This is a genomic window from Pseudomonas sp. NPDC087612, from assembly GCF_044743505.1.
Taxonomy (GTDB): Bacteria; Pseudomonadota; Gammaproteobacteria; order Pseudomonadales; family Pseudomonadaceae; genus Aquipseudomonas.
Genome location: NZ_JBIUWO010000003.1, coordinates 61,481 through 80,779, shown reverse-complemented (window position 1 = coordinate 80,779; position 19,299 = coordinate 61,481). Strand labels below are relative to the sequence as shown.

Below are 19,299 nucleotides of genomic sequence, written 5' to 3'. Positions count from 1 at the left end.
ACCTCTATGAAGCTAATTCGGATAATGCTGGTTGGCGGGACTCTTGTGGGAGCGGGCTTGACCCGCGATGCGCTGTAACTGACAGATCGCAATCGCGGGTCAAGCCCGCTCCCACAGAGCCTGGCACCAGGTCCTGGTATCAGTGACGGAAGTGACGCATGCCGGTGAAGACCATGGCAATGCCGGCTTCGTCAGCGGCGGCGATGACTTCGGCATCGCGCATCGAGCCACCTGGCTGGATCACCGCGGTGATGCCGACCTTGGCAGCGTTGTCGATGCCATCACGGAACGGGAAGAACGCGTCCGATGCCATGACCGCGCCCTGCACCTGCAGGCCGGCGTGCTCGGCCTTGATCGCAGCGATACGGGCGGAGTTGACGCGGCTCATCTGGCCGGCGCCGACACCAATGGTCTGGCGGTTCTTGGCGTAGACGATGGCGTTGGACTTGACGTACTTGGCCACTTTCCAGGCGAAGATCAGGTCGTGGATTTCTTGCTCGCTCGGCGCACGCTTGGTGACCACTTTCAGGTCGCCCTCGGTGATCATGCCGATGTCGCGGCTTTGTACCAGCAGGCCGCCGGTGACGCGCTTGAAGTCCCAGGCAGCGGCACGTTCTGCCGACCACTCGCCGCAGGCCAGCAGGCGCACGTTGGTCTTGGCTGCGACGACGGCGCGGGCTTCGTCGCTGACGCTCGGGGCGATAATCACTTCGACGAACTGACGCTCGACGATGGCTTTGGCGGTTTCGGCGTCCAGTTCGCGGTTGAAGGCGATGATGCCGCCGAACGCCGATTCGGTATCGGTGGCGTACGCCAGCTCGTAAGCCTGGCGGATACCGCCTTCAGCGTCGGGGCTGACCGCCACGCCGCACGGGTTGGCGTGCTTGACGATGACGCAGGCCGGCTTGACGAAGCTCTTCACGCATTCCAGCGCGGCGTCGGTATCGGCCACGTTGTTGTACGACAGCTCCTTGCCCTGCAACTGCACCGCGGTGGCGATGCCGGCTTCGGCAGGCTTGGCCTCGACATAGAACGCCGCGCTCTGGTGCGGGTTCTCGCCGTAGCGCATTTCCTGGGCCTTGGTGAACTGGCTGTTGAAGGTCCGCGGGAATTCGCTGCGACCTTCGGTGCTGAGGGTTTCAGCGGCCTGGTTCACGGTGCCCATGTAGTTGGCGATCATGCCGTCGTAGGCTGCAGTGTGCTCGAACGCCTTGAGCATCAGGTCGAAGCGCTGGGCGTAGGTCAGGCCACCGGCCTTGAGGCTTTCCAGGACCTGGCCGTAGTCGCTGGCGTTGACCACGATAGCGACGTCCTTGTGGTTCTTGGCCGCCGAGCGGACCATGGTCGGGCCGCCGATGTCGATGTTCTCGATGGCGGTCGGCAGGTCACAGCCCGGCTTGGAGATAGTGGCTTCGAACGGGTAGAGGTTGACCGCGACCAGATCGATCGGCTTGATCCCGTGCTCGGCCATGATGGCGTCGTCGGTACCGCGACGGCCGAGGATGCCGCCGTGGATTTTCGGGTGCAGGGTCTTGACCCGGCCGTCCATCATTTCGGCGAAGCCGGTGTAATCGGCAACTTCCACCGCGGCAACGCCATTGTCCTGGAGCAACTTGAAGGTGCCGCCGGTGGACAGGATCTCGACGCCGAGCTGTTGCAGCTCACGGGCGAATTCAAGGATCCCGGTCTTGTCGGAGACGCTGATCAAGGCGCGGCGGATCGGCAGGCGGGTAGTCTGGTCGGTCATTTCAGATTCCATAACGCGGTGGAGTCAGCAAAAAAGGCGACCTCATCGAATGGGAGCCGCCTTTTCTGGTTTGGATGCTTGCTTACAACAAATCGTACTGCTTGAGTTTCTTGCGCAAGGTGCCGCGGTTGAGCCCGAGCAGCTCGCTGGCCTTGGTCTGGTTGCCCTTGACGTAGTTCATTACGCTTTCGAGCAACGGCGCTTCGACTTCCGAGAGCACCAGGTTGTACACGTCCGTGACGGCCGCGCCCTCCAGATGGGCGAAATAGTTGTGCAGCGCCTTTTCCACACTGCCGCGAAGGGTCTGACCCTCTTCGCTCGGCGTATTCAGGTGCTGTTTCAGGTTGACGTTGTCGCTCACGGGCGTTGTTCCACTCACTAAAGTCTCGGTCATCATCGTCATGCGGCCACCCCTTGTCCGTCCTCTGTCTCAAGGCTCTGTTCACGCTCGCTGAAGAAGCCGCGAACGTTGGCGCACTGCGCTTGCGTGTCTTCCAAACGGTTGAACTGGGCGCGAAACTCCTTGGCGCCCGGTAGCGTTGCCAGGTACCAACCAACGTGCTTGCGGGCGATACGTACGCCCATCACATCGCCATAGAAGGCGTGCAACGCGGTCAGGTGCTCCAGCAGAATTCGTTCCACTTCGTCCAGCTGCGGTGCCGGCAGTTTTTCGCCGGTACGCAGGTAATGCTCGATCTCGCGAAAGATCCATGGCCGCCCTTGGGCAGCCCGGCCAATCAGCAGACCGTCGGCACCGGTGGCATCCAGCACCGCCCGGGCTTTTTCTGGCGAAGTGATATCGCCATTGGCAAAAACCGGGATCGACACCGCCTGCTTGATCGCCGCGATGGTGTCGTATTCGGCTTCACCGGTGTAGAGGTCGGCGCGTGTGCGTCCATGTACCGCCAGTGCCTGGATCCCGGCCTGCTCGGCGATCCTCGCCACAGTCAGGCCGTTCTTGTTGGCCCTGTCCCAGCCAGTGCGGATCTTCAGCGTGACCGGCACGTCCACGGCGGCAACCACCGCGTGGAGGATTTCGCTGACCAGGGCTTCATCTTTCAATAAAGCAGAGCCTGCGGCCTTGTTGCAGACTTTTTTTGCCGGGCAGCCCATGTTGATGTCGATAATCTGCGCGCCGGCCTCGACGTTGGCCCGGGCCGCCGCTGCGAGCATCTGCGCGTCACCGCCGGCGATCTGTACCGAGCGCGGCTCGGGATCACCTTCGTGAATCATGCGCAGGCGCGACTTGCGGCTGTTCCACAGGCTCATGTCGCTGCTGACCATCTCCGACACCACCAGGCCTGCGCCCATTCGTCGGCACAACTGACGAAAGGGCTGGTCCGTGACCCCGGCCATGGGCGCGAGGATCAGGGCGTTCTGCAGTGTGTATGGGCCGATGCGTACCGCCGACATAGGAGTTCCCTGTTGTGGGGGCCGATCTTAGAGTTCGAAAAAGGGTTGGCATGATACCCGCTCTCGGTGACCGGATAAAGATCGATTTGGATAAAATCTGAACAGTTGGCTTTGAGCTTCAAGCTGCAAGCTTCAAGCCGCAAGCAAAAACGGATCAGCGCATGGGGCTGCTTTTCCTTGTGGCTTGACGCTTGCAGCTTGCCGCTCGCCGACTATTCCGGCGACCGAAACGACAGGCTGTAGTTGACCGCCTTGGGGCCCGGATCGAGGATGTCCAGGGCGATGTGGATCGGCGTCTGGCTGGGCATTTCGCCCTTGCCGGCCAGTTCACCGCTGAGGTACTCGGTGGGCTTGAAGCGGCGGCTGGCGATCAACTGGCCATTGAGGTCGGCAAAGCGCAGCTCCAGCAGCGGGAACGGCTGGGCGAAGGGCGCCCGGTTGTAGATGATCGCATCGACGATCAAGGCGCCGTTGAAGTCCGGGTGGCTGCGCACCACCAGGTTACTGCTCTTGATCCGGGCGATATCGACCCGCGACGGCACCTGGCAACCGACGGTCGGACAGACCGCCTGGAACCACGGGCGGTAGCGGTCCTGGCGGGCCAGTTCGTCGAACTGGTACCAGATGTACTGGCCGGCCAGGGCCGCAGCGGCCAGCAAAATCAACAGGATCCACAGCAGGCGCCGGGCCCAGTTGACCTTGGGCTTCTGCCAGTCGAGCTGGATCGGATCGTCGACCAGGTCGAGCAGCGGCTCCTTGCGCGCCGGGCGGTTGCTGACCGGGCCCAGGCCCGGTTCGCGGCGCTCGTCGAGCTCGGGTTCGGGGCTGTCCAGGTGGTCTTCAGGCTCGCGCGCCGACAGGCGCTCACCGGGCAGCTCGTCATCATCGGCGCGTAGCGCAGCGGCAGGCGCCAGCGGGGCGTCGAGGTCGTCATCGATGGCATCCAGCGACAGCGACGGCTCGGTACGCTCGCCGGGTGCCGGCGCGAGGTCCAGGGCTTCCTGCTCGATCAGCGGCGGTTGCGGCGCGTCGAACTCGGCACTGAGGTGCTCGCGCTCGGCGGCCGGGCTGCTGAACAGGCTGTCGGGCCAGTGCTGGTCGTCTTGCTCGGGGCTGTCGCGGTGCGCGCTGAGGCTCTCTTCGCGTGGTGCAGCGGCCTTGAACTCGGTGGTCGGCTGGATTTCGCGCTGTTCCAGGCGCGCCAGCTCCTGATCGAGGTCGAGCTGGTCGAGGTCCAGCTCGGCGGCGCTCCACTCGTGCTGGCTCGGTGCTTTTGCGGGCTCCGCCACTGGCTCGACCGGCACCGGCGCTGCAGGCGGGTTCTGCGCCGCGCTTTGCTCCAGTAGTTGCCGGGCGGCGTTGAACACTTGCAGGCAGGCGCCGCAACGCACCATGCCGCGGGCCACGCTCAACTGATTGTGGCTGACGCGAAAGCTGGTCTGGCAATGCGGGCACTGGGTGACGAAACTGTCGGTCATGCGGCGGTCCGGGTTATGCAGAAGGTTATTCTAGGCGCACTTAGCGGCGGCGACCACTGATGCGTACCCAGCCATCGCGTACGGCGATCGGGTCGAGGTCGAAGTCCTTGGCGTAGGCCGCGGCAACTTCATCACCCTGTTCGGCGAGAATCCCCGACAGCGCCAGCAGGCCACCCGGACGTACCAGCCCGGACAGTTGCGGGGCCAGCGAGACCAGCGGGCCGGCGAGGATGTTGGCGACCAGTACGTCGGCCTGCATGGCCGGCAGGTGCTCGGGCAGGTACAGGGCGAATTTCTCGTCGGCGATGCCATTGCGTCCGGCGTTGTCGCGCGAGGCTTCCAGGGCCTGCACGTCGATGTCGGTACCGACCGCTTCACGGGCACCGAGCAGCAGCGCGGCGATGGCGAGGATGCCCGAGCCGCAACCGAAGTCGAGCACCTGGGTGTCTTTCAGGTCCTGGCCGTCGAGCCATTCCAGGCACAGTGCGGTGGTCGGGTGGGTGCCGGTGCCGAAGGCCAGGCCCGGGTCGAGCAGCAGGTTGACCGCCTCAGGCTCCGGTGCCGCGTGCCAGCTTGGCACGATCCACAGGCGCTGGCCGAAACGCATCGGCTGGAAGTTGTCCATCCAGCTGCGTTCCCAATCCTGGTCTTCGATGACTTCGGCCTGGTGCTCCGGCAGTTCGGCGCCGGTCAGCAACTGCAGGTGGGCGAACACCGCGCTGGCGTCGGTATCGGCTTCGAACAGTGCCAGCAGGTGGGTATGCGACCACAGCGGGGTGGTGTTGAGGTCGGGTTCGAAGATCGGCTGATCTTCGGCATCCATGAAGGTGACCGAAACGGCGCCTACTTCGAGCAGGGCATCTTCATAGGTTTCGGCTTGTTCCGGGCTGATGGCCAGACGTACTTGCAGCCAAGGCATGGCGGGCACCTTTGGAAAAATCTACAGGGGCAGCCCAGGGCTGCGAAAGCGCGCAGTGTACGCCAGGTCGTCGTTAAAGTGGATAAGCACGGCAGTCGCCGCAGCGCCTGGCGGGGTAGTAACTATGTAGCAACAATGCTCACTGCGACGGATCAGGATGATGGGTCTTTTGAAGAGGAGCAATGTAATGGACCACAACACTGACCCCCGTCGGAGCATCAACGATACGAGCGACATAATCGCTACGCCTTCTCCTGGGGTGTCCACTGTCCATGTTCTGGAAAGATTGGTCGAGTGGAAAGCGGCTTATGACCCGCTATTGCTCTCGCAATCAACGCTCTTGGGAGTGTTGGAAGAACTTCTGTTGGTCGAGCTGCGGACGATCTACAAGGAGGGAAATATTGACCCCCATTTTATTACTGCGCTGACCAGTAAGGTGCTGGAGCGGATCATCGACCCGGACTCGGCAACTGCTGACCCTGAGCAAGATATGCCCTATCAGTGGCCGGGCGCGTGGCCGCAGAGGATTGATGCCGGGCGTCAGGACGCTGTGACGCAAGCGATAGGGGGGGCGGTGGTTACGTTCATCGATAACTACAAGGATTACCTTGCGCGTCACTGGAAAGTTGCGACGGCAAGCCTGGTGGGGAAAGGGGCGTTTGAGCGTTTGGTCAAACGCAGGCTGGAGGAGCACCAGGCCGCGATCGACGTGCTGTTTGAGCCTGCCAACCTGGTCGGGCAGGGCGCCAGCGATCTAAGGGAAAAAATTGTAGAACTGCAGAATGCCTGGCGGCAACCGGTCTCGTTGCGAGTGTTGGCAACGCCGCAGGAGTGCACGGAGCTCGATGCAATAGCCCGGTCGCAGACGCCTGAGTGGTTACGGGTTCTTGATAAAACCAACCTGGCGATGTTGCGTGCGTGTCATGAGCGTTCTGCACATGCGCAAGCAGTGTTGGAAAAATTGATGGGAGAGGTGAGTTCCTTGCGTGGCTACGCTCGGCAACTAGCCAAGGAGTACATCAGTCTTGAGTTGGATGTTGTTGTCGACCCCGATGACATTCACGTGCAAATGGACTGGAAAATTCGCAGTGGCAAAGAGGTGCAGAAGGGCGGCTTGAGTGAGTTGCTGGCATCCGGCCCGCTACGTAAGGACGCCGTGTCCAATATCGCTGTCGTCAGCGATAGGCTGCGCAATCAGCCGCTTTCAAGCGCTTTCATTTCCGGGCTAATGGCAGAAATAGATGCCCCGGCCGGCTACCTCCAGGCACTTAAGCAGAAGTATGACCGATCCGATGTCAAGGAGGCTCTGTTCGACTTGCGTAAGGCGCGTTTGCAGCAAAGTGCATTCATGGCGCGCTGCGCAGGTCATATGAAAGTTACCAGTTATGACGATCTTGAAAAAGTGTGGGGGGACGAGACGGAGGAAGCATCCGATCGTGTTCTACGGGTTTGCGGTTTGACCCTTCTCGCTACGATGAAATGCGTCGATATTTTGCTGTTTTATCGTGAAGACAGGGCGGGTGTAATCAGCGATTTATTATTGTATGCCCCCGGGAAACCTGGTGGTCAAGAGTGGATAGCGTTGCACTCCCTTATTGCTATGAGTGAGGAGGTCGGCAAATGGACTGCCAGCGCGGAGGGTCGTGAGTACCTGTTGCAACAGCTATCGCCAGTTCATCGTGAAGCGGCGCAAGCACATTTTGCCGCTGTGCAGGACAAGCCGATCTTATGGGATCAGAGCAAGGATCTCAGGGGGGCCGTGACAGGGTTTCGTGCATGCATTGAAGATGCGGTCGCGATGGAGCAGGTCAATCATCTGCAGCAGGTTGAGCGGGAAGACTCCCCCCCTTGGTATACGCAGTCGGCGGCTGATGAGCGACGGGTCATCAGCAGCTTGAACAAAGAACTGCAGGTGCTCGAGAAGACGTTCACCGAGCAGATGAAAAGCTATGAAGTGTTCGCGTTATTCGCAAAACGAACGGTGAAGGAAGCAATCACGCCTTATTTGCGTGAAAAGGGGGTGCTGGAACCCGTCGATCCCGAAACGATTCAAATCGACTATATGCCTGGGCTGGGGGATGGCGCGTCGCTTACTGCCAACCTTGTAGATCTGGCAATCTACGGGTACGACGATAACTCGGGTATCGACAACCCCAACAGGGGCGTGCGGTCATCGGTTGGGCAAGACCTCAGTCAGGTTCGAAGTGCTGATCTTGCACAATACGTTCGAAGAGCCTATCTAGGGGAAAAGTATGCGCAGAAGATCCGTGCGCAGTTTCTCGATTCCCAGGACTCGCTCTATACAAAGCGCCGCGGCATTTACGGTAACACGCTGCTGGTCAGGATGGATCGCGATCTGCGGGTTGCGTTAGCCAGGTCGCGTTTGAGCGTTGACGAACACGCTCAGCTCTCCCGGCTAGTTTCCTTACTGGGAGTGATGAGGCCTGCCGACAGTGACATTACACCTGGAACAGTTGCGCAGCGTAGCGGCGTGTTCAAGTTTACTGTCAGCGGTTACGTTGTCGTCGGCGCCTATGTGTTTCGCGTGATCGATCAGGACACTGCAGAAGATTGGCTGTACATGCCTGACGCGCCGAATGGTGTGGTGCTTCGTCGATACCAGGATTTCTCCGCGCAGGCGTCAGGCACGTTGCGTGACTATGTTGTTGAGCGGGTAGCACTGACGGCGCGTACTTCAGTGAAGCGCTCGCTGAGAAATCTGTCCGACGGTACGGGGCACCTTGACGCCTTGCGCGAACTCAATCGTGTAACCGATGTCGATGCCGAGTTCGATGCCTATATTGAACGTGCAATTACCGATGTGGAAGACATCACTACCAGTCGCGCCGAAGTGATAAAGGGCCAAGTCATAAAGGGCGTGCTCTTCGCTTCTGCGCCGATATGCATGGTTTGTCCGCCATTTGTTTTGATTCTGGACATTGCGTTTTTGACCCTCAGCATCAAGCAGGCGGTCGAGTCTCATAGCAAGGGCGACACATCTGGCGCGTTGGTGCACTGGTTGGAGGCGTCTTGGGGGGGGCTGTTCGCTGAGTTTGGGGGGATTGCCAGGATTTTTTGGCGAGGGGCCGTAACCTTGAAACAGAGTGTGAGGCCGCTGTCTCACGCTTTTTCCAGGGGCCGGACGGCGATGGGCGGGCGACAGGCGGCCCAATCAGAGATGCAGCTTTGGCGTTTTGATAGCTGGGCAGTGGCGAGAAAGCCTAACAAGCTGGAGCAAGTGACCGAAGAGGGCATCTGGCAAGGTACATACCGCGACCCCGGCAGCCAGAAGCGCTACGTGAAGAGCAAAGACAAATACTTCGAGGTAGTCGACGATCAGGCCTTCATCGGCTTGAGTGTGATCAATCCGCGTAACAGAGGGTCAAGTTACAAGTTAGGTATTCGTAGGCGGGCGAATGGCGAATGGCAGTACAGCCCTCCGGGCATCAGAGGGGGCAACGAAGTCGTGTCCAACCTAGGACATGTCAGCGATCTGCGAGAGGCTTTTCCCGGTCATGTTCAACCATCCCCGGCGCGGGGGGCAATGCAGGGCGAAGCGGTAGTGGCACGATTTGTTAGTACAGAAGCGGATAATTACCTGTATTCACTCAATGCCCAGACTTGTGTGATCGCATCGATGTACAACCCGCTTACCAAGGCAGGGGCAGTTGTTCATTTCGACCACAACATCCGTTCGTTGATCGAAGATGCTGTCAAGAAGGTGACGGAATCGCTAGGGGGAGCCGCTGCAGCGAAGAATATTCGCTCTACCCTGGTTGGGGGTGATTGGTTGTCGGGTGGTGCCGACATTGGCGGCCCCGTCAGGGAGGTGATGCGCCGCCACGGGCTGCAGCCGAGCTGGGACTACTGGTCGTACTCCTCCTGCTTCGGCAATACTTATGGTGTGGCGCTGGATCTGCGCAATGGTGCGACCTCGGTGTTCAGGACATCGCAGGACCAGGTCGCAGGTTTCTACGGTCCCGTGCTGGGAACGGTGAATGGCGGTGCCAGGGATTCAGTCGCCATGAGGGCGCGAAATTTTATGGCGCGCTTCAGGAGGGACCCGCTGGTGGAGAACGCCAATAGTGTGGTTCGCAATCCTCAGGGAGGGCAGGCGACACAAGCGCAGATTGAGCAGCAGGCCATTTCTATTGTGGTGCTGACTCAGTAATAGGGTTTGCTGCGTTTTTCACCAATGATTACAGACAAAAAAAGACCCCGGTCCAGTGGACCGGGGTCTTTTTTACATCACTGCCGAATCACTCCTGGCTAGCCAGTTTGTGTTCCAGGTAGTGAATGTTGACGCCGCCTTTGCAGAAACCTTCATCACGCACCAGGTCGCGGTGCAGCGGGATGTTGGTCTTGATGCCGTCGACGACGATCTCGTCCAGGGCATTGCGCATGCGTGCCATGGCTTCGTCGCGGTCCTTGCCGTAGGTGATCAGCTTGCCGATCAGCGAGTCGTAGTTCGGTGGAACTGCGTAACCGCTGTACAGGTGCGAATCGACGCGAACGCCGTTGCCACCCGGGGCGTGGAAATGCTTGACCGTGCCTGGGCTCGGGATGAACTTCTTCGGGTCTTCGGCGTTGATCCGGCACTCCAGCGAGTGACCGCGAATCACCACGTCATCCTGGGTGAACGACAGCTTGTTGCCAGCGGCGATGCTGAGCATCTCCTTGACGATGTCGATACCGGTGACCATCTCAGAAACCGGGTGCTCCACCTGAACACGGGTGTTCATTTCGATGAAGTAGAAACGACCGTTCTCGTAGAGGAACTCGAAGGTGCCGGCGCCACGGTAGCCGATCTCGATGCAGGCATCGACACAGCGCTTGTAGACTTCCTGGCGGGCTTTTTCATCGATGCCCGGTGCCGGCGCTTCTTCCAGTACCTTCTGGTGGCGGCGCTGCAGCGAGCAGTCGCGGTCACCCAGGTGCACGGCGTTACCCTGGCCGTCGGACAGGACCTGGACTTCCACGTGACGTGGGTTGGTCAGGAACTTCTCGAGGTAGACCATCGGGTTGCCGAAGGCTGCGCCAGCTTCGGTGCGGGTCAGCTTGGCCGAGGCGATCAGGTCCTCTTCCTTGTGCACCACGCGCATGCCGCGACCACCACCGCCACCGGCGGCCTTGATGATCACCGGGTAGCCGACTTCACGGCCGATGCGCAGGGCTTCTTCTTCGTCTTCCGGCAGCGGGCCGTCGGAACCTGGCACGGTCGGAACGCCAGTCTTGATCATCGCGTCCTTGGCCGAAACCTTGTCGCCCATCAGGCGAATGGTGTCGGCTTTGGGGCCAATGAAGGCAAAACCGGAGTTCTCGACCTGCTCGGCGAAATCGGCGTTTTCCGCGAGGAAACCGTAGCCTGGGTGAATGGCGGTAGCGCCGGTCACTTCAGCCGCGGCGATGATGGCCGGGATGTGCAGGTAGGACTGGCTGGCCGAAGCAGGACCGATGCAGACCGACTCGTCTGCCAGGCCCAGGTGCATCAGTTCGCGGTCAGCCGTGGAGTGTACGGCGACGGTCTTGATGCCCAGCTCTTTGCAGGCACGCAGGATCCGCAGGGCAATTTCCCCGCGGTTGGCAATCAGGACTTTTTCCAGCTTCGCAGACATCGTTGGCTCTCCGCGGTTCAAACGATGGTGAACAGCGGCTGGTCGAACTCAACCGGCTGACCGTCTTCTACCAGGATGGATTCGATCACACCGCTGGTTTCAGCTTCGATGTGGTTCATCATCTTCATGGCTTCGACGATGCACAGGGTGTCGCCTTTCTTCACGGTCTGGCCGACTTCAACGAAGGCTGGCGAGGCAGGCGAGGCTTTGCGGTAGAAGGTACCGACCATTGGCGAACGGGCAACGGTGCCGTTCAGTTTTGGTGCGGCAGCTTCGGCTGGAGCGGCGGCAGCGGCCGGGGCGGCGGCTGGTGCGGCAACAGGAGCGGCGACTGGAGCCGGAGCGTAGTACTGCTGGGCTGGAGTCTTGCTGTGGCGGCTGATCCGTACGGATTCCTCGCCTTCCTTGATCTCCAGCTCGTCGATGCCAGATTCTTCCAGCAGTTCGATCAGTTTCTTGACTTTACGGATATCCATTAATCATCAACTCCCAAGGTTCGGTCAGGGGCGTAAATATAAAAACGTGTTAGCAAACGTTTCTTGTGAGCCCCGGCCCATAGGCCAGGTTCTCGTCATCAGGGCTTTGCGTTAGCAGCCAGGTGTTCCAGGGCAGACTCCAGGGCCAGGCGATAACCGCTGGCACCCAGGCCGCAAATCACTCCTACGGCGACATCAGAGAAGTAGGAGTGATGGCGAAAAGGTTCGCGTTTGTGCACGTTGGACAGATGCACTTCGATGAATGGGATGCTCACCGCCAGCAACGCGTCACGTAATGCGACACTTGTATGTGTGAAAGCCGCCGGATTGATCAGGATGAAGTCCACACCTTCGCTACGCGCGGCATGAATGCGGTCGATCAATTCGTACTCGGCGTTGCTTTGCAGGTATTGCAGATGATGGCCGGCGGCGCGGGCGCGCTGCTCCAGGTCCTGGTTGATCTGGGCCAGGGTCACGGCGCCATAGACGCCCGGTTCGCGGGTGCCGAGCAGGTTCAGGTTGGGGCCGTGCAGCACCAGTAGCGTTGCCATCTGTGGTTCCTTTTTATCGTTAGGAAACTTTGCGCGGCGACTATGCCGTAAACCGGCGGGCACTGTCCAGTTACCAGCAATAGCCAGCACGATGACCGATATTCACGCTAAATATGTGACTAATTTATTAATTTCGGTCATCGAAAGCGGCTTTTTAGCGGCCCGAAGAAGTTATAGACCCAGATCGGCGCGAATGCGCGTCAGATGCTCGGCAAATTCGCCGGCGTTTATCTCGCCAACCACACGATCGGCGGTGATTTCGCTGCCGTTCGCGGCAAAGAACAACAGCGCTGGCGGGCCGAACAGCTGGTAGCGGTCGAGCAGGGCGCGCTGTTCAGCGTTGCTTTCTGTGATATCGAAGCGCAGCAACTGGTAGTCCTGCAGCTGTGCTAGCACTGCGGGTGCATTGAGCACCTCGTGCTCGATCACCTTGCAACTGATGCACCAGTCGGCGTACCAGTCCAGCAGCACCGGCTGGCCGGCGGCCTTGGCGGCGGCCAGGGCGCTGTCCAGCGCCGCCGGGGTGGTGAGGGTCTGCCAGGCGCTGGCGCTGCTGGCCTGGGCGCTTGCACCAGTACTGGCGTTACTGGCTTGAGGCAGCGGGCGCAGCGGGTCGGTCTGCCCGCTCAAGGCGCCGTACCAGCAGCTCAACCCATAGAACAGCAGGGCCAGGCCGAGCAGCTGCGCCAGGCGCTGCCGGGTGGTTTTCACCGTGAACTCCAGGGCGCCAAGGAACACCGCGGTACCGGCGGCCAGCAGGCCGACCAGCAGCAGCGTGACCTGCCCCGGCAGCACGCGGCTGAGCAGGCCAATGGCCAGGCCCAGCAACAGCACGCCGATGGCGTTTTTCACCGTTACCAGCCATGGCCCGCTTTTCGGCAGCCAGGCCGCACCGCCGGTAGCGATCAGCAGCAGTGGCGCGCCCATGCCCAGGCCCAGGGCGAACAGCTTCAATGCACCCCCCAGGGCATCGCCGCTGGCGCTGATATACAGCAGGGCGCCGGCCAGTGGCGCCGACACGCACGGCGATACCAGCAGGCTGGAGAACACCCCGAGGATCGCCGCACCCATCAGCGATCCGCCCTTGGTCTGGCCGACCAGACGTTCCAGGCGACTACTGATGGCATGCGGCAATTTGAGCTCGAACAGGCCGAACATGGCCAGGGCAAACAGCACGAAGAACAACGCAAACGGCACCAGCACCCAGGCCGACTGCAAGCGTGCCTGCAGGTTGAGGCCGGCACCGAACAGGCCCATCAGCGCGCCGAGCAGGGCAAAGCAGGCAGCCATCGGCAGTACATAGGCCAGCGACAGGGCAAAACCGCGTACGCCACCGACCTGGCCGCGCAACACCACGCCAGAGAGGATCGGCAGCATCGGCAGCACACACGGGGTGAAGGTCAGGCCGACGCCGGCGAGGAAGAACAGCAGCAGGCCTTGCCAGTCCCAGCCGGCCTTGGCGACCGTGGTGGTAGCTGGCGGCGCACTGCTGGTGATGCCATCGATGCTCAGGCGTGCGGTTTCCGGCGGGTAGCACAGGCCCTTGTCGGCGCAGCCCTGGTAGCCCACCAGCAAGGTGAAGGGGCGTTGTTCGTTGGCCGGGCGGGGGATTTCGATGTCGAGGATGCCGTGATAGACCTCGACGTCACCGAAGAACTCATCGTGCTTGGCTTCACCCGGGGGGATCTGCGCCGTGCCCAGGGCTATGTCGGCAGGCTCGCTGCGAAACTGGAAGCGGTGGCGGTACAGGTAGTAACCGTCGGCGGCGACGAAGCGCAGTTTCAGGCTTTGCCCTTGATCCTCGACCAGGCTCAGCTTGAAGGCTTCGTGCACTGGCAGAAAGTCGCTGCTGTTGTTCAGCGACGCGGCGCCCAGGGTGGCGCTGGGGCGATTGTCGAGCAGGCCGGCGCCGACGGCGGGCAAGGCCAGGAGCAGAAACAGGAGGCAAAGCAGGCGGCGCATGGCGGTCTCGCAGTACAAAAGTGCCTGCATGATAACGGACTTTGCAGCCCTGTTGCCTTCATCGCGGGTCAAGTCGGATCGCCGCGACACATCCTCACAGGCGAAAGGCCCGCACCGCCGTATTCAACTCGCCACCCAGGCGAAGCAACTGCTCACCCTGCTCACGCCCTTCACCAATACGTTGCAAGTTGTCTTCACCCAAGCCATGAATCCGCTCGCTGTGGTCACGAATCTCGCTCACCGCGCCGCTCTGCTGGGCGGTGACATCGGCAATCCGTACCGCTGTGGCCGAGATGGTCTGGATTGCCGCGACAATTTCATCCAGCGCGCCATCCGCCGCCTGGGCCTGGTCAGCGGTGGCCTCGGCATGTTCGAGCTGCGCGCGCATGCCTTCAACCGATTCGCGGGCCGCCTGCTGCAGGCGCCCGATCAAGGTCTGGATCTCACCGGTAGCGCCGGTAGTGCGCAGGGCCAGGGAGCGTACTTCTTCGGCAACCACGGCAAAGCCACGGCCCATTTCCCCGGCCCGCGCCGCTTCGATCGCGGCATTGAGGGCCAGCAGGTTGGTCTGTTCGGCAATCGAGCGGATCACCGTCAGCACGCCGCCGATGGTCGCCGATTCCTCGGCCAGTTGTTCGATCATCTGCGCGTTGCCCTGTACTTCGTCGACCAGCGCCCGCAGCCCGGTCAGGCTCTGGCCTATCACTGCCTGGCCTTGCTCGACCGCACGCCCGGCGTCGTGGCTGGCGTCGGCCGCCTGGCTGGCGTCGCCGGCGACCTGGAGGATGGTCGCCTCCAGCTCGCCGAGGGCATCACGGATTTGCGCGGTGTCGCCGGCCTGGCGTTCGGCGCCGTCGTGCAGGGCGCTGCTCATGCCGGCCAGGGCGTGGCTGCTGCCAGCGACCTGCTCGGCGTTGTGGCGGATGGTGCCGACCAGCTCGACCAGGTAGACCCGCAGGCGGTTCAGCGAGTCCTGGATATCATGCATTTCACGGTTGCTGCGGCCCAGGGCAATGGCCTGGCTGAAGTCGCCCTCGGCCCAGCGCGAGAGTGCCGGCGCGAGGTTGGTCAGCACCCGCGCCAGGCGCCGCTGCAGGGTGTCGATAAGCAGTGCGATCAGCAGGATCAAACCGATCATCAGGCCCTGGATCACCCGCACTTCGCCCTGGATGGCGGCATGCTGGCTACGCACACTGGGTTCGAGCTCGGCGATGGCCTGCTGCACGGCGCCGATGCGCTCGAAGGTGCTGCTGGCCAGGGCGCTGCGTTGCTGGATCTGCTCGCGGGTGCGCTGCAGCTCGCCGGGGTAGCGCTTGATCAGGCTGTTGAGTTCGCGTTTGAGCGCCACCCCGGTGTCTTCGGTCGCTGTGCTGGCCTGGGTCTCCAGGCCCATCAGCGCGGCAAAGTCGTCGGCGCTCGAAGCGCTACTGGCGGTCACCCCCAGCAGCGGCAATTGTTCGAGTAACTGCGCCTGGGCGGCGATCTGCGCAAGTTCGCGCTCGACTTCATCGGCCAGTTCGCTGCGGCCGCTGCTGACCATTTTGTCCCGCGCCAGGGATAGCCGCGACAGGTGCAGGGAGGCGTTGAACAGCAGCGGCGAATAGCGCCCGGCATCGCTGCTGGTGCTGCTCTGGGCATAGTTGGCCAGTTGCTCGAGGCTCGCACCCAGTTCGCGTTCGGCCTGCAGCAACAGGGCCTGCGGGTCGCCGGCCAGCTTGCCGGCGCCCAGCAACTCGTTGGCGGTGAAGCGCTGCAGGTTGTCCAGGCTCGGGCGCAGGCGCTCGGCAAGCTCTGCCGGCAGTTGCTCCAGTTCACCCTGCAGGGCGGCGGTGGTCTGCAGCGCCGTGGCATGGCGCAGGGCGTCGCCGCTGCTCAGGTAGTCCTGGATATTGCGCGCCGCCTGGTTCTGGAATTGCTGCGACAGCGACAGATAGCGCTCCATTAATAAATAGGGGCGCTCCAGGGCGCGCTGCGACCACCACAGGGTCGCGCCCAGGGCGATGCACACGGTAACCAGCAACAGGGTATTGAAATTGGTGAGCAGCTTCAGGCGCATGTCCGGTGTCTACCAACGGCCGAATGGTAAGCGCCTGAAGTTATTGCGTTTTTATGACCGGGTTATGACGGAGCGGGCGGTTCGGTGAAAAAAACTGGCACTTTGCCTTTATGCTTCGACCCGTTGCACGCAGTTGCGCCCGGCACCCTTGGCGCGGTACAGCGCCTCGTCGGCGGAGGTGGCCATGCTCAGGGCGTCCAGGCCTTCGCTCAGTTGCACCACGCCGGCACTGAAGGTGCAGGACAAGTCGCGCGGCTGGGCCGGGTAATGGATCTCGGCAAAGCGCCGGCGAATTTCGTCGAGCACCTTGTGCGCCGAGCCCAGGTCGGTGTTGGGCATGACGATGGCAAATTCTTCACCGCCGTAGCGGCCAATGAAGTCGGTCTTGCGCAGGCGCTGCTTGAGGAACAGCGCCAGGCTCTTGATCACCCGGTCGCCCATGGGGTGGCCGTGGCTGTCGTTGACCTTCTTGAAGTGGTCGATGTCGAGCATGGCGAAGCTCAGTGGCTGCGCTTCGCGGCGCGCACGGAAGCTGCAGTCTTCGAGCAATTGCAGGATATGGGTGTGGTTGTACAGCCCGGTGAGGCTGTCGCGCACCATCCGCGCCTTGAGGTTGCGCGCCCGGGCGGCGCGGTTGCGCACGGTGGTGATCAGGTGCCGCGAGCGGATCGGCTTGGTCAAAAAGTCATCACCGCCCTCGCTCATGGCGTCGAGCTGTTTGTCCAGATCGTCCTCGGCCGACAGGTAGATGATCGGCACGCTGACATAACGGTCGTTGTGGCGGATCACCTTGGCAAGCTCGGTGCCGGTGCAGGCCGGCATGTACATGTCGAGGATGATCAGGTCGGGCTGGAAGTCGGCAAGCTCGGCCATGGTCTGGATCGGGTCGATCAGGGTGCGGGTGACGATCCCGGCGCTGTTGAGCAGGCGCTCGGTGTGCAGGGCCTGGGCCCGCGAGTCGTCGATGATCAGCACCTTGAACGGTTCGTACTGGGTGACGCTGGTCAGCAGCTCGACCTTTTCCAGCAGGCTCGAGGCTTCCAGGGTGCCGGTAAGGAACTCCTGGCCACCGGCGCGCACGGCGGCCAGGCGCGTCGGCGTGTCGGTTTCGTGCAGGCTGAAGAACAGCAACGGCACCCGCTGCTCCAGGCCCTGCTGGGCCTGGGCGGCCAGTTGCAGGCCGACACCGGGGCCGGTGAAGTCGACGTCCATGACGATTGCCGAGGGCAGCCGTTCGCTCATGGTCGCCTGGAACGCGGCGGCGCTGTACAAGGCCTGTACACCGAGGCCGAAGAATTCCAGTTGCTGGGCCAGACGCTCGGCGCGGTCGTGGTCCTGGAGCATGATGTACACCGGCTTGCGCAGCGGCGGCAGCGGCACTTGCTCAAGTTGGTCGCCCTGGCGCAGGCCGGTGCGCGACAAACGTTGCATCAGCCGGTTGAGGTCGCTGATCAGCTGGCTGCTCAGGCGCGCGCTGTTGGCTTCGACCGCCTCCAGGGCATGGCCGATGGCCTCGGCCAGCTGGCTGTGCTCGGGCTGCTCGAAGCGCTCGGCATAGCGTTGCAGGCGCAGGTTGGCTTCGCACAGCTCACCCAGGTCGCCAGTCGACCACTCGCTGCGCTGCAGGCGCTGCCAGATCTCGAGGATTTGCCGGGCCTGATGAATGACCCGCTGGGCAAAGTGTTGCTTGAGGCGCTCACGATTGGGGTCTTCTGGCTCGGTCATGTCCTGACTACTTATAAGGGGTGAGGCTGAGTTCGAGTGATGGCTCTATGCTAGCACCACTTTCCCGGCAATCGAGTGCCTTGTATCAATTAACTGTACAAGTCCGTTTATTCATTTGCTGACCCAATAGTCGCTTATGCGAAGCGCCGTGCTTGATTTATAGTGCAGCGATACTTGCCGACCCCGGCAGGTGGCGCGCGGCATTAAAAGCCCATCGCGCTGGCACGAAGCCCGGGGGTTGCGGTCGAACCCCTTGAACCGACGTGACTGAAAGGACAACGCCATGCTGGACTGGAAAAACCGTACAGGCAAAGCCGAGACGCGTGAGCGGGTCGAACCGCGCACCGCTGCCACCCGCAGTTATTTTGGCGGGTTGTTCTTCAGCCGCGCCCTGGGCTCGCTGATCGGCCTGTACCTGCTGGTGTGCGTGGGCCTGGGCTGGTACTGGAGCGCCGAGCCCGACCTGTTCCCGGTGCAGCAGAACGCCCAGGCGGCCGCCGAGAAAACCGGCAAGCAGATGGTCGTCGGCTACACCACCATCGAAACCCTCAAGACCGTGGCCGGCACCCTGCTCAACAAGCCCGGCGGCTATATTTCCAACGACCGTTTCCCGCCTGGCCTGTGGATGGACAACATGCCCAGCTGGGAGTACGGCGTGCTGGTCCAGGTGCGTGACCTGAGCCGCGCCCTGCGCAAGGACTTTGCCCGCTCGCAGTCGCAGTCCACCGAAGACGCTGACCTGGCCAAGGCCGAGCCGCGCTTCAACTTCGACAACAAGAGCTGGATCCTGCCGTCGAGCGAATCGGAGTTCCAGGAAGGCATCAACTCGCTGACCCGTTACCAGAACCGCCTGGCCTCGCCGGATCAGCAGGGCGCGCTGTTCTACACCCGCGCCGACAACCTCAACAACTGGCTGGGCGACGTCGCCACCCGCCTGGGTTCGCTGTCGCAGCGCCTGTCGGCAAGTGTCGGCCGGGTCAAGCTCAACAGCACCCTGAAGACCGAGTCGGTGCTGCCGGGCCAGGTGCCGCAGCTTGACGAAGAAGTGGTCGAAACCCCGTGGCTGCAGATCGACAACGTGTTCTACGAAGCCCGCGGCCAGGCCTGGGCGCTGTCGCACCTGCTGCGCGCCATTGAGGTCGACTTCGCCGATGTGCTGGCGAAGAAGAACGCCACGGTCAGCGTACGGCAGATCATCCGTGAGCTGGAAGCCTCGCAGGAGCCGCTGTGGAGCCCGATGGTGCTCAATGGCAGCGGCTTTGGCATGTGGGCCAACCACTCGCTGGTCATGGCCAACTACATTTCGCGGGCCAACGCTGCCGTCATCGACCTGCGTCAACTGCTGACTCAGGGCTGA

At 61.9% G+C, this 19,299-nt stretch carries 13 protein-coding genes; 2 read left to right on the top strand and 11 right to left on the bottom strand.

The annotated features are described in order from the left end of the window. Positions 1-139 precede the first annotated feature (139 nt). From purH to prmA, 5 genes are all read right to left on the bottom strand, one after another. Complete coding sequence (gene purH, locus ACIOVF_RS06650) at positions 140-1,747, bottom strand: bifunctional phosphoribosylaminoimidazolecarboxamide formyltransferase/IMP cyclohydrolase (protein WP_401288339.1); 1,608 nt, start codon at positions 1,745-1,747, stop codon at positions 140-142. Positions 1,748-1,829: 82 nt separating this feature from the next. Further along, positions 1,830-2,150, bottom strand: coding sequence for a DNA-binding transcriptional regulator Fis (gene fis / locus ACIOVF_RS06645; protein WP_003186237.1), 321 nt, complete (start codon positions 2,148-2,150; stop codon positions 1,830-1,832). Next, positions 2,147-3,160 carry a tRNA dihydrouridine synthase DusB gene (gene dusB / locus ACIOVF_RS06640; protein ID WP_045197001.1) on the bottom strand — a complete coding sequence of 338 codons (1,014 nt, stop codon included), beginning with the start codon at positions 3,158-3,160 and terminating at the stop codon, positions 2,147-2,149. The genes fis and dusB overlap by 4 nt, the downstream gene beginning before the upstream one ends. A 212-nt stretch (positions 3,161-3,372) precedes the next feature. Next, positions 3,373-4,638, bottom strand: coding sequence for a DUF3426 domain-containing protein (locus ACIOVF_RS06635; protein WP_401288336.1), 1,266 nt, complete (start codon positions 4,636-4,638; stop codon positions 3,373-3,375). 40 nt (positions 4,639-4,678) lie between these two features. After that, positions 4,679-5,557, bottom strand: coding sequence for a 50S ribosomal protein L11 methyltransferase (gene prmA / locus ACIOVF_RS06630; protein ID WP_401288333.1), 879 nt, complete (start codon positions 5,555-5,557; stop codon positions 4,679-4,681). Between the two features lie 187 nt (positions 5,558-5,744). On the opposite strand from prmA, the gene ACIOVF_RS06625 reads away from it, so the two are divergent. Further along, the gene (locus ACIOVF_RS06625) at positions 5,745-9,728 is read left to right on the top strand and encodes a dermonecrotic toxin domain-containing protein (protein ID WP_401288330.1); all 3,984 of its coding nucleotides are present in this window, start codon (positions 5,745-5,747) and stop codon (positions 9,726-9,728) included. An 88-nt stretch (positions 9,729-9,816) separates the two neighbouring features. Here ACIOVF_RS06625 and accC read toward each other — a convergent pair whose 3' ends face one another. From accC to ACIOVF_RS06595, 6 genes are all read right to left on the bottom strand, one after another. Further along, positions 9,817-11,172 carry an acetyl-CoA carboxylase biotin carboxylase subunit gene (gene accC, locus ACIOVF_RS06620; RefSeq protein WP_045197008.1) on the bottom strand — a complete coding sequence of 452 codons (1,356 nt, stop codon included), beginning with the start codon at positions 11,170-11,172 and terminating at the stop codon, positions 9,817-9,819. A 17-nt stretch (positions 11,173-11,189) separates the two neighbouring features. Continuing rightward, entirely contained in the window at positions 11,190-11,648 is a 459-nt protein-coding gene (gene accB / locus ACIOVF_RS06615; RefSeq protein WP_093376528.1) for an acetyl-CoA carboxylase biotin carboxyl carrier protein, read from the bottom strand. Between the two features lie 98 nt (positions 11,649-11,746). Then, positions 11,747-12,199, bottom strand: coding sequence for a type II 3-dehydroquinate dehydratase (aroQ, locus tag ACIOVF_RS06610; RefSeq protein ID WP_028945755.1), 453 nt, complete (start codon positions 12,197-12,199; stop codon positions 11,747-11,749). Between the two features lie 171 nt (positions 12,200-12,370). Continuing rightward, positions 12,371-14,161: a protein-disulfide reductase DsbD gene (locus ACIOVF_RS06605; protein WP_401288840.1), complete on the bottom strand. Its 1,791-nt coding sequence runs from the start codon at positions 14,159-14,161 to the stop codon at positions 12,371-12,373. A 94-nt stretch (positions 14,162-14,255) separates the two neighbouring features. Then, on the bottom strand, positions 14,256-15,035 hold the full coding sequence (locus tag ACIOVF_RS06600; protein ID WP_371128661.1) for a methyl-accepting chemotaxis protein: 780 nt from the start codon (positions 15,033-15,035) through the stop codon (positions 14,256-14,258). 1,290 nt (positions 15,036-16,325) lie between these two features. Next, complete coding sequence (locus ACIOVF_RS06595) at positions 16,326-17,942, bottom strand: diguanylate cyclase (protein ID WP_093376519.1); 1,617 nt, start codon at positions 17,940-17,942, stop codon at positions 16,326-16,328. A gap of 283 nt (positions 17,943-18,225) precedes the next feature. Between ACIOVF_RS06595 and ACIOVF_RS06590 the strand changes: the two genes are divergently transcribed. Next, positions 18,226-19,299 carry a DUF2333 family protein gene (locus ACIOVF_RS06590; RefSeq protein ID WP_401288325.1) on the top strand — a complete coding sequence of 358 codons (1,074 nt, stop codon included), beginning with the start codon at positions 18,226-18,228 and terminating at the stop codon, positions 19,297-19,299.

What these genes read in the sequence shown, in the direction of transcription:
- aroQ (WP_028945755.1), bottom strand. Translation starts at nt 12,199, where the DNA reads ATGGCAACGCTACTGGTGCTGCACGGCCCCAACCTGAACCTGCTCGGC.
- ACIOVF_RS06625 (WP_401288330.1), top strand. Translation starts at nt 5,745, where the DNA reads ATGGACCACAACACTGACCCCCGTCGGAGCATCAACGATACGAGCGAC.
- fis (WP_003186237.1), bottom strand. Translation starts at nt 2,150, where the DNA reads ATGACGATGATGACCGAGACTTTAGTGAGTGGAACAACGCCCGTGAGC.
- ACIOVF_RS06595 (WP_093376519.1), bottom strand. Translation starts at nt 17,942, where the DNA reads ATGACCGAGCCAGAAGACCCCAATCGTGAGCGCCTCAAGCAACACTTT.
- dusB (WP_045197001.1), bottom strand. Translation starts at nt 3,160, where the DNA reads ATGTCGGCGGTACGCATCGGCCCATACACACTGCAGAACGCCCTGATC.
- ACIOVF_RS06635 (WP_401288336.1), bottom strand. Translation starts at nt 4,638, where the DNA reads ATGACCGACAGTTTCGTCACCCAGTGCCCGCATTGCCAGACCAGCTTT.
- accB (WP_093376528.1), bottom strand. Translation starts at nt 11,648, where the DNA reads ATGGATATCCGTAAAGTCAAGAAACTGATCGAACTGCTGGAAGAATCT.
- prmA (WP_401288333.1), bottom strand. Translation starts at nt 5,557, where the DNA reads ATGCCTTGGCTGCAAGTACGTCTGGCCATCAGCCCGGAACAAGCCGAA.
- ACIOVF_RS06605 (WP_401288840.1), bottom strand. Translation starts at nt 14,161, where the DNA reads ATGCGCCGCCTGCTTTGCCTCCTGTTTCTGCTCCTGGCCTTGCCCGCC.
- ACIOVF_RS06600 (WP_371128661.1), bottom strand. Translation starts at nt 15,035, where the DNA reads ATGAGCAGCGCCCTGCACGACGGCGCCGAACGCCAGGCCGGCGACACC.
- accC (WP_045197008.1), bottom strand. Translation starts at nt 11,172, where the DNA reads ATGTCTGCGAAGCTGGAAAAAGTCCTGATTGCCAACCGCGGGGAAATT.
- purH (WP_401288339.1), bottom strand. Translation starts at nt 1,747, where the DNA reads ATGACCGACCAGACTACCCGCCTGCCGATCCGCCGCGCCTTGATCAGC.
- ACIOVF_RS06590 (WP_401288325.1), top strand. Translation starts at nt 18,226, where the DNA reads ATGCTGGACTGGAAAAACCGTACAGGCAAAGCCGAGACGCGTGAGCGG.